This is a genomic window from Novosphingobium sp. GW835-FHT14H07, from assembly GCF_058793515.1.
In genome coordinates this window covers 31,118-44,494 of sequence record NZ_JBXAFX010000024.1, presented here as the reverse complement: position 1 = coordinate 44,494, position 13,377 = coordinate 31,118, and the positions used below count along the sequence as shown (strand labels likewise).

Here is a 13,377-nt window from a genome sequence, read left to right as displayed (position 1 = left end):
TCGGCAACGGCCGGGGTGAGAGGAGTATTGCGGTGCGACCGCGCAAGGAGCTTTCAAAACAGGAAGGTACGGACCGCGATTTCGTGGTTGCCCTGGCGCGTGGACTCGAGGTCTTGCGCGCTTTCCGCAGGGAGGGTGAGGCGCTGGGCAACGGCGATTTTGCCGCTCGGACCGGCTTGAGCAAATCGACCATATCGAGATTGACTTATACGCTGCACCGCCTTGGCTACCTCAGCTTCGACCCGGAAACAGCCCGATACCGCCTCGCCCCGCCGGTACTTTCGCTGGGATTCTCATGCCTTGCCGGATTGCCGGTCATAGATCTGGCCAAGCCGTACATGCAGGAACTTGCAGACTATTCGGGCATGCCTGTTGCGCTGGCAGGCAGGGATCGCCTGACGATGATATACTTGGAGCGTTGCCGCGGCTCGAACCCGATCACGCTCGCGATCGACGTGGGAGCCCATATCAAACTGGCGACCACGGCCGTGGGCCGCGCCTTTCTGGCGGGGATATCCGAAGAGCGCAGATCTGAAATTATCGAGGACATCCGCCACCACGAGGGTCAGGCATGGCCGGCAATCGAGAGAGGGATAAATGATGCTCTCGAGACCTACGCCAAACACGGATACTGCCTCTCGATCGGCGAATGGAAGGCGGATGTGAACTCCGTTGCCGTGCCCTTCATCCCTGCAAACGGTGCGCCCGTTCTGGCCTTCAATTGCGGCGGGGCGGCATCTCATCTGACTCGCGACTGGATCGAAACCGACATTGCTGCCCGGCTGATTGAACTTGTCCGCAACGTCAGCGCCATTTCGCCCTGAGCCTTTAGGAAGCCCATTTCATGTCAATGGACAACGAAACTCTTTCACAGTTCCTGGACACGCTGGATCGCTTTGTTCGCGAGCGGCTCATTCCGTGCGAAACCGAGGTGGCCGAGAATGATGCAATTCCCCAGGCTCTTGCCGAGGAAATCCGGAACATGGGTCTTTTCGGCATGTCGATACCCGAGGCGTTTGGTGGCCTCGGCCTGACCATGTCCGAAGAGGTAAAGGCGGCATTTATTCTTGGTCAAGCATCTCCCGCATTCCGATCTCTGTTCGGCACGAACAACGGCATTGGATCGCAGGGTATCATCATTGACGGCACGCCTGAGCAAAGGGAGCACTACCTGCCTCGCCTAGCCACGGGCGAATTGATTTCATCCTTTGCCCTGACAGAGCCCGATGCTGGCTCCGACGCTGGCTCACTTTCCACATCCGCGAAGCGGGACAGCGAGCACTTTGTGATAAATGGCACCAAGCGCTATATTACCAACGCTCCGCTGGCAGGGTTATTTACGGTGTTCGCCCGTACCAAGCCGGGAACCAAAGGTTCCTCCGGGGTCACCGCCTTCCTCGTGGACGGGACTACCCCTGGTATCTCGTTCGGTGCACGCGATCGCAAGATGGGACAGAAGGGATCGCAGACCTGCGATGTGATCTTCCAGGATGTGCGTGTGCATGAATCGTCGATCATCGGCGGGCCTGAATTCGAAAACAAAGGGTTTCGGACAGCGATGAAGGTCCTTGATCGCGGCCGCTTACACATATCAGCTATATGCGTCGGGGCCGCCGAGCGGCTGATCAAGGAAAGCCTCGCTTACGCCCTGGAGCGTAAGCAGTTCGGTGAACCCCTAGCCGAAAAGCAGCTTATTCAGGCCATGCTGGCTGACAGCAAGGCCGAGGCTTTTGCCGCACGATGCATGATCGAGGAAACCGCTCGTCGGCGCGACGCGGGCCAGGACGTGTCAACCGACGCGGCGTGCTGCAAGATGTTCGCCAGCGAGATGGTCGGCCGGGTCGCGGATCGCGCAGTCCAGATTCATGGCGGCGCGGGCTATATGTCTGAATACCCGGTGGAGCGGTTCTACCGCGATGTGCGCCTGTTCCGTATCTACGAAGGCACCACCCAAATTCAACAACTGATAATCGCCCGAAACATGATCAAGGAAGCCGCCTTCTGATCGGAGCAACTTCCTCACCGGAGAAACTTATGGACCTCAACTTCCTGTCTTGTCCGCGCATTATTTGCAAAGCGGGATCGCTGTCCCAAGTCGGTGACCTCGTCTGCGAGCTGGGAGGCAGCCGAGTCCTGCTCGTCACCGATCCTGGCATTGTGGCTTGTGGATTTTCCGAACAGGCCATGTCCAGCCTCGGTGCGGCAGGCATCGCGGTCGAGATTTTTGACCGCGTAGCAGCAGATCCGCCCATGGCAATCGTCTCGGAAGCTGTTGGATTCGCCAAATCGTTCGGAGCCGACGCAATTATCGGCCTAGGTGGAGGAAGCTCCCTCGATACGGCCAAGGTGGTCGCGCTGGCAGCGGCGAGCGGCCAGACTATCGACGGCATGATTGGTGTCGGCAAAGCAATCGGCCAAAGGCTTCCACTCATCCAGATTCCCACAACCGCCGGCACTGGCTCGGAAGTGACGTCGGTTTCCGTCTTGACCAGTGCCAAACAGGAAAAGCTGGCTGTTTACGCGCCGCAACTGCTTCCAGACATTGCGCTGCTGGACGCAGCGCTTACACTCGGCATGCCTCGCAAGATCACGGCAGCGACCGCACTCGATGCCATGGTCCACGCCATCGAGGCTTCGACGAGCAGGACTCGCAAGAATTTGATTTCCGACGGTCTGGCAGACAAGGCCCTTTCGCTCCTGGGGCAAAACTTGCCGCGCGTCCTCGACACCCCATCGGATCTAGCCGCACGCGAAGCAATGTTGCTGGGCGCAACCCTTGCAGGCATGGCATTCATCAACGCCAGCGTGGGTTCGATCCATGCACTATCGTACCCGCTGGGAAGCCATTTTCACGTGCCGCATGGACATGGCAATGCTCTGGTTGCTGCACCAGTGATGCGCTTCAATCTGGTAGTCGCAGAAGCTGAATACGCGCATCTTGCCAAGGTATTCTTGCCGAATCGGACCTTTGCAAGCAACGCGGAGGCTGCCAATAGTCTCATTTCGGCAATGGAGGAAATGTTCGCAGCGAGCGGTCTGGAAACGCGGCTATCGCAGCTGGGCATTTCTGCCGATGCCGTTCCGGCGATGGCGCGCGAAGTCACCACGGGACTTACTCGCCTGATAGCCAACAATCCTTGCGACATGTCTTATGATGATGTCGTGTCACTATACGAAAACGTGCTATGACCTCGGGTCCCCTCACAGGAATCCGTGTCGTTGACCTCAGCCGTGTTCTCGGCGGACCATACTGCACGCAAGTTCTCGCCGACTACGGCGCCGACATCATCAAGATCGAACCACCTCAAGGAGACGAGACGCGAGGATGGGGCCCTCCATTCAAGGATGGTCTCAGCGCCTATTTTTCGGGCGCAAATCGCAACAAGCGATCGATCGGCATCGACGTTGGCAAGCCCGAAGGACGCACGGTCGTGCTCAAGCTGCTGGAGAGCGCGGATGTGCTGGTCCACAACTTCAAGAGCGGGACTTTGGAAAAATGGGGGCTGGGCTACGATCAAGTGCTTCAAGCGCTGTTCCCGAAGCTTGTCCTTTGTCATGTGACGGGCTTCGGCGCTGACGGTCCCCTGGGCGGACATCCGGGTTATGACGCGGTGGTCCAAGCAATGACCGGATTGATGAGCATCAACGGCGACCCCGGAAACGGGCCGGTCCGTATGGGCACTCCGGTGGTTGATATCGGGACCGGCCTTATTGCCTGCAATGCAATCCTTGCCGCATTGATCGAGCGCGGCAGATCGGGGCTTGGCCAGAAAATCGAGGTTCCGCTCTACGACTGTGCGATCAGCATGCTGCATCCTCAGGCCGCCAACGCCCTGATGTCAGGCAAAATTCCGGTAGCAACGGGCAACGGACATCCGAACATCGTGCCTTATGACATGTTTGAGACGCGCACCGGAAAGATCTATCTTGCCGTTGGCAACAATGGCCAGTTCGCCAAACTTTGTGCAGTTTTGAAACGCCCGGATATTGCCGTGGACGCCCGCTTCGTCGATAATGCCGCAAGAATCGCGCATCGCAGGGAACTTGGCGAGTTGCTGACGCAATGCCTTGCCGAGCTTGAGGCCGAAACTCTCGAACATATGCTGCTGAATGCCGGCGTGCCGACAGGCGTTGTGCGCAACGTGAGCGAGGCGCTGGCGCATCCCCATACCATTCACCGAAACATGGTGGTGAAGATGGGCAATTACAGCGGCACGGGAATTCCGGCACTGTTCGGCCGGACGCCCGGGTCTATCCGCAGTGCACCGCCAAGCTTCGGGCAGGACAGCCGGTGCATTCTGCTTGAATCTGGGTACAGCGAAGCTCAAATTGCACAGATGGAAGAGCAAGCCATAGTGTTTGGTGCAGGAGAGAACGAAACTGGCCAGGTTTGAAATGGCCGATCTCGACTGAGATTTTTCCAATCACCATGCGCTCTGGGTTGGGGGGTGAGCCATGAATGATCTAATTCCGCCAGAAGATATCACGAAATGGATTCCTGGACGCAAAACGATCGACAGCACTGCACAAGGCTGGCGCGGATTAACATTAATGGGTTATCGTTACGCTGGCCTCGAAGTCGAGATTCCGCCGATGCGGGATTATATGATCGTGGTCTATCAAGACGCCGATACCAGCATGCGCCGTCGTTGCAATGGCCCTTGGCAAACCGAGAAACTTCGGCCGGGCTCCATTTCCCTGCTCACACGGGGTGAACAATCGACGTGGCAATGGGACGATGCGATCAACGTCAGGCATATCTATCTTGGCCATAGTGCGATCAGCGAAACCGCTGCCCAAATATTTGACCGGGACCTCGCGAGCATCGATATTGCAGACCGTGTTTGTACGACGGATAATATGATCCAATTCTGTCTAAATATGCTTGAACAGGAATACAGTGGTTTTGGAGTAGGCGAGTGCCTCTTCATTGATGCATTACGAACGCAACTTGCAGTCCACCTGATCAGAAACTATGCTGATATTGCAATAAAGGAAACTCATATTGGTACTTTAGGATCAAATTTGCGGAAGGTGGTTTCAGAGTACATCGAGGAATCGCTAGGCGATCGAATTCATCTCGAGGATTTGGCATCGATCGCGGGATTAAGCCCGTTTCATTTTTCCCGAAGGTTCAAGCTCGAATTCGGCGTGACACCACATGCATTCGTAATTCAACGAAAAATTAAGAAAGCAAAGGCATTGCTTCTCAAACGGGATCTGCCTTTGAAAGCGATTGCGGCTGATTGCGGTTTCTCCGATCAAAGCCATATGAACAGAACATTCAGAAAGGTGTTAGGCATTACACCAGCGGAATATCGCCGATCTGCCTAGCACTACTTTGGCAGAAATGTGATTTTGGGGATTCCCCTGACGTCGAATGCGTGATTCATGGAGAGCCAGCTTTGACGGAGGCTGGCGATGGGCGAGAACTGGCAGGCAGACTTGGAGCGGTGGCTTGGAGCGGTGGCTTGGCCCGTATTTGGAGGGGCTGGGGAACAAGACAGGACGTCGGATGTGTCCGGCCTATATCGCCGGCCTGATTGGGCCGGGTGATCGCAAGAGCATTCAGCCCATGGCGGCCCGGTCGGACGCGGTCGCTTATGACCGGCTGCATCATTTCATCGGTGCCGGCCTGTGGGACAGCGCCCCGCTGGAAGCGACCTTGTGGAGCCAGGCGGACGAACTGGTTGGCGGTGACGACGCTTGGCTGATCATCGACGACACCGCCCTGCCGAAGAAGGGCAAGGCGTCAGTGGGTGTCGCACCCCAATACGCCACGGCGCTGGGCAAGAACGCGAACTGCCAGACGCTGGTGTCAGTGACGTTGGCCTCCGGCGAAGTTCCACTCATGCTGAGCTTGCGTTTGTTCCTACCGGAAAGCTGGACGAGCGATGTTGGGCGGATGGACAAGGCCGGCGTGCCTGCTTCCTTGCAGGAATATCGCACGAAGCCAGACCCAAGTTGAACAGTGCCGGCGGAACACGCAGGGAACGCGAGCTGGTAAGTATTTGATTTTGCTAGGCGTGGGTTTGGGGGCAAAACCGGATGTGCTAACAACATTTTGCCTGTAACTGGCCGTTTGGTTTATCTTTACGAGTACAGGCAGTAACAACCTGGCCATGTATGTCGTCGAACGAGTCGCGCGCGGCCACCGCTATCTTTACCTGGTCGAGAGCGTGCGCGAGGGCAAAACTGTCCGCCAGCGCACGATCAAGGCTCTGGGCCGCAAGGATGCGCTGGCCGCAAGTGGCGAACTCGACAGACTGGCCGCCTCGATCGCACGTCACGCAGAGCGCAGCATCATTCTGTCCGATATCGATGCAGGCCGGATCGTAGCCCGCAGGATCGGAGGCCCGTTGCTGTTCGGGCGCCTGTGGCAGCGGCTTGGCATCGATGCTGTATTGGAAGAGGTGCTGGAAGGGCGCCAGTTCGGCTTTGCCGTGGAGCGCGCCGTATTTGTCGCTACACTGCACCGCCTGTTCGTCTCAGGCTCGGACCGAGCCTGCCTGGACTGGATGGAGAGCTACGCCATCGACGGCAGCGAGGATCTTGCCCTCCATCACTTCTATCGCGCCATGGCCTGGCTCGGCGAGGAGATCGAGGAGAAGGCAGAAGGCGCATTGGCACCTCGCTGTGTGAAGGACGTGATCGAGGAGAAGCTGTTCGATCGCCGGCGGGACCTGTTCACTGATCTCAGCCTGGTGTTCATGGATACGACGTCGCTCTCGTTCTACGGTGCAGGCGGCGACACGCTGGGTCGGCGTGGTCATTCCAAGGACCACCGGCCCGAGCTTGCCCAGATGATCCTGGCCGTGGTGATCGACGCCGAGGGGCGTCCGATCTGCACCGAGATGGTCCCGGGCAACACGGCCGACGTGAAGGTGCTCATGCCCATCGTCACGCGCCTGCGTACCCGCTTTGGGATAACCCGCTCGTGCGTCGTGGCCGACCGCGGCATGATCAGTGCCGGTACGATCGCCGCCCTTGAAGAGCTGGGGATGGAATACATCCTGGGTGCGCGAGAGCGCACCAGCAACGTCATCCGCGATGTCGTGCTTGCCGACACTGCTCCGATGGTACCCCTGGTCCTCGAGCGACAGGCAGGAGACACCCAGCTGTGGGTCAAGGAAGTGCGCGTTGGCAAAGGCGCAGATGCCCAGCGCTACGTCGTCACGCTCAACGAAGCTGAGGCAAGGAAGGACAAGGCCGACCGGCAAGCGATCATCGATGGCCTCCAGACCCAGTTGAAGAAGGGCGACAAGGCCCTGGTCGGCAACTCGGCCTATCGCCGCTATCTCAAGGCCAGCGGCAAGACCTTCGAGATCGACATGGGCAAGCTTGCCGACGAGGCGCGCTACGACGGCATCAGCGTGCTGCGCACCAATGCCAGGATCACTCCGCTACAGGCCGTCATCCGCTACCGTGATTTGCTTCAGGTCGAGGCCCTGTTCCGCGTCGCCAAGGCGAGCTTCGATACCCGTCCCATCTTCCATCAGTCCGATGCCGCTATCCGCGGCCATGTGTTTGTCTCGTTCCTCGCTCTGACGCTGGCCAAGGAACTGACCCGCTTGTGTCAGGAAAAGGGCCTGCAGCCCGAATGGCAGCCGCTCCTCAACGATCTCGATCGCCTTCAGGAAGCCACCATCGAAAAGGACGGCAAGGTCATTACCACCCGCACCCACGTTTCGGGCCAGGTGGGGAATGTCTTCAAGGCAACCGGCATCGCGCTGCCGGCCAATATCAGCGAACTGCCGCCGCGAACCTAAGCCTCTGCAAGCTCAACCAAACCCAAAAATGTAGTGGTAACACTCGCGCCGGTGCGTGCATGTCATTGAACAAAAATGCCTTTTCCAAAAGCACTGTTCAAGTTGGGCCAGAGATCGCGATCGAGGAGATCGATCGCGTTATCGCGGCCGGGGTGCGCTTCGGCTGCGTGCTGGCCGATGCCGGTTATGGGTTGTCCGCTCCGTTCCGGCAGGCACTGAGCGAGCGCGGCCTGTGCTGGGCCGTCGGCATCCCCCCGGCACCAGAAGATCTACCCGGCCGACGTGCAACTGATCTTTCCGGTCGCTGGTCGCGGGCGGCCCCGGGTGCGGCACGTGCCGGACGTCAAATCCCGGGCCGCACACACCATGCTCGAAGCCGCGAAGTGGCGTCAGGTTAGTTGGCGCAAGGGAACGAAGGGACGCCTAGCCGCACGCTTTGCCGCCGTGCGTGTGCGCATCGCCGACGGAGCTCCCCAGCGGATCGGCTCCGCCGGAGCCCAGCACATGCCGGGGGAGGAAGCCTGGCTGGTGGGCGAGCATCGCTCGAACGGCGAACGCAAATGCTATCTCTCGAACCTGCCCGCCGGCACCCCGGTCAAGGACCTGGCCGGCGCAATCAAAGCGCGCTGGATATGCGAGCAAGCTCATCAGCAACTCAAGGAAGAGCTCGGCCTGGATCACTTCGAGGGCCGGTCCTGGACCGGACTCCACCGCCACGCTTTAATGACCATGATGGCCTATGCCTACCTCCAAAGCCGCCGGATCGCTCAGGCGGGACGGAAAAAAAAGAGTCCTTGGCCCGCCGCCGCAACCCACACTGCCAGCAGTGCGCCAAGCCATTCTTGACCACCTGTCACGCTCTCCACCGCCCCAATGTCCTCGCTGCGGATGCCTCTTGAACGCAAGGTCAACCAAACTTCTGCCAAAGTAGTGCTAGGGTCTCGGCCTTTGCATACCATTCGTGCCCCGCAGGGAGGTCCCCAAGCTCGATGTGGACAGCGCCCAACAAAGTGCATGGTCTATAGTCGCTTGAGGTCAGTTGATGCGCTTCGCTTGCCAGTGCCTTCGCCTCGTCGAGGCGGCGCAGGTCACGCATTGCTCCGCCACGCGTTGTCGCCAAGGCCGACCTAAGTTTGGGATTTGATCCGACCTTTGCCAAGGCCGCGTCGGTCAGACGCAAAGCTCGCTCCGGTTCACCAGCCTTACGCCAATGCCCGCTCGCATTCACGGCATTCCAGGGATCACCGCTGCTTTCCCATGCTTTGGTCAGGGCTTCGGCTTCCAACGCATGCCAGGCTCTCTGCAGTTCGTCGGTCCAGCAGTAATCGGCCTCGGTCTTGAGCCATGCGAGGTCCTCGACAGTGAGGCGTTGCCCGGTGGCGACCTGCCTGAGTAGCGCCATCACGCGCCGATAATCTTCGCTTTCGATATATCCCACGCCGAAGCGTTGCCGCAGTTCCTTGGCCTCTCGATTTCGACGGAGGGCGGGGTCATTAGCCATGGCGGCGAAGGTTGCCTTGACCGCAGCGGCTCTGGCATCAGCGCGTTCCGCCAATTCTGCCGCATCCTTCACGGCCTTGACCGAAGCCTCTTCAATGCGCGCGGCTTGCTCCTGCTCGGCCGCGGCCTGAAACTCTCCCAGGGTTGCCTTACCGTCCGTCAAGGTGACGAGTGCATGCAGGCCGGTCGTGGCGAGAAACTGCCGCTGTAGCGTGGCCACCTGCTCGCCTGCATCGATCCTCAAGAGAATCCCGTTTAACCGGGCGCCCAGTTGAGTGGCGCCGGGGAGGTCCTCAAGAAAATAGCGTTCCGCTAGGTCCGTGTGGTGAGATCGTGTCATTGCCCTATTTTACGCTCGCGGTCCTGCGCGCCGAGGATATCTTCACTTCCGACATCGTGCGACTTTCTATGTGGCACGCTGGCCTTTTGGATCTCTTAACATCTCAAGGCGAGCTCGTCGTATGGCCGTGAGCCTATTGCCTGCTGTTGACATGATGCTGGAAGAAAAGGAGCTCGGCGCCATGCAAAGTGAATCGACCATCCGCCGCCTGCATGTCCCGGTATTGCGACCCGAAGACGTGATCCATCACCTCGGATCTCCAACGCATTGGCAGCCAGGTCGTTCTGCCAAATCGGTGGCTGATCTCTGGTTTTCTGTGAACGGGCTTCCGCCTTCAGTGAAATCGGCTCTCAATCATGACCCCGCGTTCAAGGGAGCTACATTGGTCGATGCGTTTTTTGAGCGCCCGGTCGACCTTGGTGATGGTCAGCGACCGAGTCAGACCGACCTCATGGCGATCCTTCGTCTTAATAGGCACCTTGGTGTTCTGGCCGTCGAGGCGAAAGTGGACGAGACTTTCGGCCCGACAGTCCAGGAGTGGCTTTCAGAAGCAAAAGGGGATGCGACCGCACGCCCGGCACGCCTGGAGCGGCTATGCCGAAATCTCGATCTCGATCCGGCGACGGTCGGGAAAATTCGATACCAACTCATTCACCGCACGGCCTCCGCAGTCATCGAAGCCCAACGCTATTGCGCGCGCGATGCAGCGATGATCGTTCAGAGCTTTTGCCCGAAACGCTCTTGGTTTGACGACTACCGGGCCTTTGCCGAGGCCATGGGTTTTCCAGATGCGCCAGTCGGCGCAATCACTCCGGCAAAGGTCTGCGACGGCGTTGCGCTGCGGATCGGATGGGTAGCGGAGCCAAACGGAGGGGCGATCAAGCGGCTCGGGACGGCACGAACCGTTCCTGCGCTCACGGAATTGGGCCGGGTACAGCTGTCGAAATCCTTCTTCATGCGTGACATGCTCTATTCGGAAGTGGCCATGGTCCACGGGCTCAACAACGCGCCCGATGACCCGGACCTAGCCATTAAGGCGGGCAAGCGGCTGTGCGAGGACCTGCTCGAGCCACTGCAGGATCAGTGGGGGCGGATCGCGATCCGCTCGGCTTACCGCTCGTGCGAGGTGAACGGCTTCTGCAACGAAATGCAGCGCAAGAAGAAGGCTGGCTACACCTGCGCGTCCAACGAGAGCAACTACGCCGGACACATTTGGGATCGCCTTGACGCCGGAGGCTGCTTGGGGGCGATGGCCTGCGTAGTCGTTCCCAGTTTCTGGGCGAACAATCAGGAGCCAGGTGATTGGCGGATCCTGGCGCGATGGATTCACGAGAATCTGCCTTATTCGACGCTGTATTTCTTTCCGACCTATTGGGCGTTCAACATCGGCTGGCATGAGCGGCCCGAACGGACGATCAAAAGCTATGCGGAGCCGGCAGGCCTATTCACGCCTTAAGATGGAAAAGCGAACAGACGTAATCATGGAGGCAAGGTCGCCTGTCTCGGGTCGACGCCAAGTCAGCAATAGCTCGACCGCACCCTCCCTTGCGCAATCAGCAAGCCTCCGTTAAGGCGTTACCTATTAGGTAACGAAAATGAGCCATTCTCTTGGATATCGATTTTCGAAAGCGCAAGCTCGAGAAGACCTTCAATGCGCAGGCAGAATTGCTCAAAGCCTATGGGACACCCATGGCCAAGGCGATCATGAAGCGCATGACGGTGCTTCGTGCTTCGCGCGACCTGAGTCTGGTGCCGGTTACGCCTCCCGAACGAAGGCATCAGCTGACCGAGCACCGGGACGAGCAGTTTGCAGTCGACTTGGTTCATCCCAAGCGACTGATTTTTGAAGTGAACCATGATCCAATCCCTCGCAACGAAGACGGGGGAATCGATCTAACCAAGGTGACAGCGATAACGATCATCGAAGTGGTCGATTATCACTGATGGAGAATGCAACGATGGCGACCGCAGCCAATCAGTTCCGACCGGACTATGCCGTTCCACCCGGCTGGATCCTCGAAGAACGCCTGGAAGTCCATGGCATGTCACAAGCTGAGTTCGCTCGGCGATGCGGGCGCTCGGCCAAGCTCATCAGCGAGATTATTGCCGGCAAGGCACCACTTGAACCGGAAACTGCAATCCAGTTCGAGAAGGTTCTCGGAGTTGACGCCGATCTGTGGCTCTCGATCGAGTCCGGTTACCAGCTCCATCGAGCCCGTGAGGCTGACGCAGCACGGGCAAAGGACGCTATCGCCTGGTCGAAGACATTCCCCATCAATGACTTGGTAAAGCGCCGCTGCTTCCCAAAGCCCGTCAATCCCGTCGACGCGGTCTCGAAGCTGCTTGCGTTCTTCGGCGTAGGATCGCTCGACGCTTGGAATAGCCAGTACGGCTTGGCGAAGGTTGCCTATCGGCACTCACCGTCGTTCAAAAGCAATGAAGTTGCGCTCGCGACCTGGCTGCGTCTCGGCGAACTCGATGCGGAGCAGCAGGAGTGTGCAGATTATAGCGAAACGCAGTTCAAGCTGGCGTTGAAGCAGATCCGTGCCCTCACGCGTGAACCCGTCGAGCGAGCCGTTCCCCTTGTGCGCGCGCTCTGCAACGAGGCCGGTGTCGCAGTCGCTTTAGTGCCGCCGCTTGCAAAGACCGCGCTTAGTGGCGCCGCATGGTGGATTTCGCCTCGTAAGCCCGTGATCCAGCTCAGTGCACGCCATAAATCAGACGACCATTTGTGGTTCAGCTTCTTTCACGAAGCCGCGCACATTCTGCTCCACAGCAAGAAGAACGTTTTCGTCGATGACAAGTCGCGCGATGGCACCGACGAGGAAAAGGAGGCCGATGCATGGGCCTGCAACACTCTCGTTCCGACTTCCGCGTGGAGACAGTTCGTCGCAACCGAACCGCGCAGCGAACGGGCGGTTCTCGACTTTGCTGACAGCCAGGGTATCGCGCCAGGCATTGTCGTCGGCATGCTTCAACACAGCGGCATCTTGCCTTGGACCCATTTGAATGGCCTGAAGATCCGCCTCAAGTGGTCAACCGGCGCCGAGGATTGAGCGGTCGTGCGCCTCGCTCTGACGGGGCAACGCTCGAGCCGGCGGATTCACGCTAGCTGCATGCCGATCCAGATGACGCGCCCTACGATCTGTATCGCGTTTCTGATTAGTCCATCCCAGTTGGGATAGTTTGGATTGTCAGTCAGTACGGCGATGCGGTTTCGCGCCGGTTCGAGCGCGATCCTTCGTACCAGCAATCCGGTATCGGCTCGGATGACGTAGAGTCCGTCGCGAGGATTTTCGTTGGCGAGATAGCGCTGAATCAGCACCTCATCGCCATCCCGCAATGTCGGATACATCGCGTCGCCTTCGATTCTGACGATCGAAACTCCCGTCGGCTTGTGACTGAGACTGCGCAGCCATGCCTCGTCGACCAGACGGACACGCCCAAGGCTATCGTCAGCATCGGTGGCGCCAAGAACCGGGATCGCAATCGTCGATAGCCCCGCGCTTTCCGGAACCTCGTCTCCGCCAAAGACAGCGGCGGGGACGCCAAAATGAACCGACAGCTGCGCGATGTCGCTGTCGTCGAGATGCGCCGGGCTACCCCGCTTGATGAACTGTTGGATGTAGGCCGCATTCCGGCTCAGCAGGCGCGAGACTGACGAATAAGATTCGCCCCGTTCCTTGATTAGCTCGTCGAGCGCGCGGCGAGGATCGAGCTTGGCCATTCCTACGATTTCCTAGAACATGTTTCGTAATTCGAAGGAGC

The 13,377-nt window shown here is 58.8% G+C and carries 11 protein-coding genes and 2 pseudogenes; 11 read left to right on the top strand and 2 right to left on the bottom strand.

Annotated elements, in window-relative coordinates:
• Positions 1-32: 32 nt before the first annotated feature.
• From AC1Q5P_RS17330 to AC1Q5P_RS17295, 8 genes and pseudogenes are all read left to right on the top strand, one after another.
• The gene (locus tag AC1Q5P_RS17330; protein ID WP_029995530.1) at positions 33-824 is read left to right on the top strand and encodes an IclR family transcriptional regulator; all 792 of its coding nucleotides are present in this window, start codon (positions 33-35) and stop codon (positions 822-824) included.
• Between the two features lie 20 nt (positions 825-844).
• Positions 845-2,005 (top strand): acyl-CoA dehydrogenase family protein, encoded by a 1,161-nt coding sequence (locus AC1Q5P_RS17325; RefSeq protein WP_029995529.1) that lies wholly within the window; start codon positions 845-847, stop codon positions 2,003-2,005.
• A gap of 29 nt (positions 2,006-2,034) precedes the next feature.
• A complete protein-coding gene (locus AC1Q5P_RS17320) occupies positions 2,035-3,189 on the top strand; it encodes an iron-containing alcohol dehydrogenase (RefSeq protein WP_029995528.1) in 1,155 nt (384 codons plus the stop codon).
• Positions 3,186-4,394: a CaiB/BaiF CoA transferase family protein gene (locus AC1Q5P_RS17315; protein ID WP_051170537.1), complete on the top strand. Its 1,209-nt coding sequence runs from the start codon at positions 3,186-3,188 to the stop codon at positions 4,392-4,394. The genes AC1Q5P_RS17320 and AC1Q5P_RS17315 overlap by 4 nt, the downstream gene beginning before the upstream one ends.
• A gap of 61 nt (positions 4,395-4,455) precedes the next feature.
• On the top strand, positions 4,456-5,334 hold the full coding sequence (locus tag AC1Q5P_RS17310) for a helix-turn-helix domain-containing protein (RefSeq protein ID WP_081663831.1): 879 nt from the start codon (positions 4,456-4,458) through the stop codon (positions 5,332-5,334).
• 46 nt (positions 5,335-5,380) lie between these two features.
• Positions 5,381-5,959 (top strand): annotated as a pseudogene (locus AC1Q5P_RS17305) (IS701 family transposase); the annotation flags it as partial.
• Positions 5,960-6,122: 163 nt separating this feature from the next.
• Complete coding sequence (locus AC1Q5P_RS17300) at positions 6,123-7,769, top strand: IS1634 family transposase (protein WP_099234654.1); 1,647 nt, start codon at positions 6,123-6,125, stop codon at positions 7,767-7,769.
• A gap of 107 nt (positions 7,770-7,876) precedes the next feature.
• A pseudogene (locus tag AC1Q5P_RS17295) lies at positions 7,877-8,615 on the top strand (IS701 family transposase); the annotation flags it as partial.
• 61 nt (positions 8,616-8,676) lie between these two features.
• Here AC1Q5P_RS17295 and AC1Q5P_RS17290 read toward each other — a convergent pair.
• Positions 8,677-9,513, bottom strand: coding sequence for a tetratricopeptide repeat protein (locus AC1Q5P_RS17290; RefSeq protein ID WP_124809293.1), 837 nt, complete (start codon positions 9,511-9,513; stop codon positions 8,677-8,679).
• Positions 9,514-9,760: 247 nt separating this feature from the next.
• Here AC1Q5P_RS17290 and AC1Q5P_RS17285 point away from each other — a divergent pair, with 247 nt between their 5' ends.
• The 3 genes from AC1Q5P_RS17285 (at position 9,761) to AC1Q5P_RS17275 (ending at position 12,665) form a co-directional block, all read left to right on the top strand.
• Positions 9,761-11,065 (top strand): DUF6946 family protein, encoded by a 1,305-nt coding sequence (locus tag AC1Q5P_RS17285; protein WP_225011210.1) that lies wholly within the window; start codon positions 9,761-9,763, stop codon positions 11,063-11,065.
• Between the two features lie 152 nt (positions 11,066-11,217).
• The gene (locus tag AC1Q5P_RS17280) at positions 11,218-11,553 is read left to right on the top strand and encodes a killer suppression protein HigA (RefSeq protein WP_124809294.1); all 336 of its coding nucleotides are present in this window, start codon (positions 11,218-11,220) and stop codon (positions 11,551-11,553) included.
• A 14-nt stretch (positions 11,554-11,567) separates the two neighbouring features.
• Positions 11,568-12,665 carry a HigA family addiction module antitoxin gene (locus AC1Q5P_RS17275; RefSeq protein WP_164975688.1) on the top strand — a complete coding sequence of 366 codons (1,098 nt, stop codon included), beginning with the start codon at positions 11,568-11,570 and terminating at the stop codon, positions 12,663-12,665.
• 47 nt (positions 12,666-12,712) lie between these two features.
• Here AC1Q5P_RS17275 and AC1Q5P_RS17270 read toward each other — a convergent pair whose 3' ends face one another.
• Positions 12,713-13,336 (bottom strand): S24 family peptidase, encoded by a 624-nt coding sequence (locus AC1Q5P_RS17270; RefSeq protein WP_124809296.1) that lies wholly within the window; start codon positions 13,334-13,336, stop codon positions 12,713-12,715.
• Between the last annotated feature and the right edge of the window lie 41 nt (positions 13,337-13,377).

Excerpts from the sequence above, each read along its gene's own strand:
- AC1Q5P_RS17325 (WP_029995529.1), top strand. The coding sequence starts at position 845 with ATGTCAATGGACAACGAAACTCTTTCACAGTTCCTGGACACGCTGGAT.
- AC1Q5P_RS17320 (WP_029995528.1), top strand. The coding sequence starts at position 2,035 with ATGGACCTCAACTTCCTGTCTTGTCCGCGCATTATTTGCAAAGCGGGA.
- AC1Q5P_RS17315 (WP_051170537.1), top strand. The coding sequence starts at position 3,186 with ATGACCTCGGGTCCCCTCACAGGAATCCGTGTCGTTGACCTCAGCCGT.
- AC1Q5P_RS17310 (WP_081663831.1), top strand. The coding sequence starts at position 4,456 with ATGAATGATCTAATTCCGCCAGAAGATATCACGAAATGGATTCCTGGA.
- AC1Q5P_RS17300 (WP_099234654.1), top strand. The coding sequence starts at position 6,123 with ATGTATGTCGTCGAACGAGTCGCGCGCGGCCACCGCTATCTTTACCTG.
- AC1Q5P_RS17285 (WP_225011210.1), top strand. The coding sequence starts at position 9,761 with ATGATGCTGGAAGAAAAGGAGCTCGGCGCCATGCAAAGTGAATCGACC.
- AC1Q5P_RS17275 (WP_164975688.1), top strand. The coding sequence starts at position 11,568 with ATGGCGACCGCAGCCAATCAGTTCCGACCGGACTATGCCGTTCCACCC.
- AC1Q5P_RS17270 (WP_124809296.1), bottom strand. The coding sequence starts at position 13,336 with ATGGCCAAGCTCGATCCTCGCCGCGCGCTCGACGAGCTAATCAAGGAA.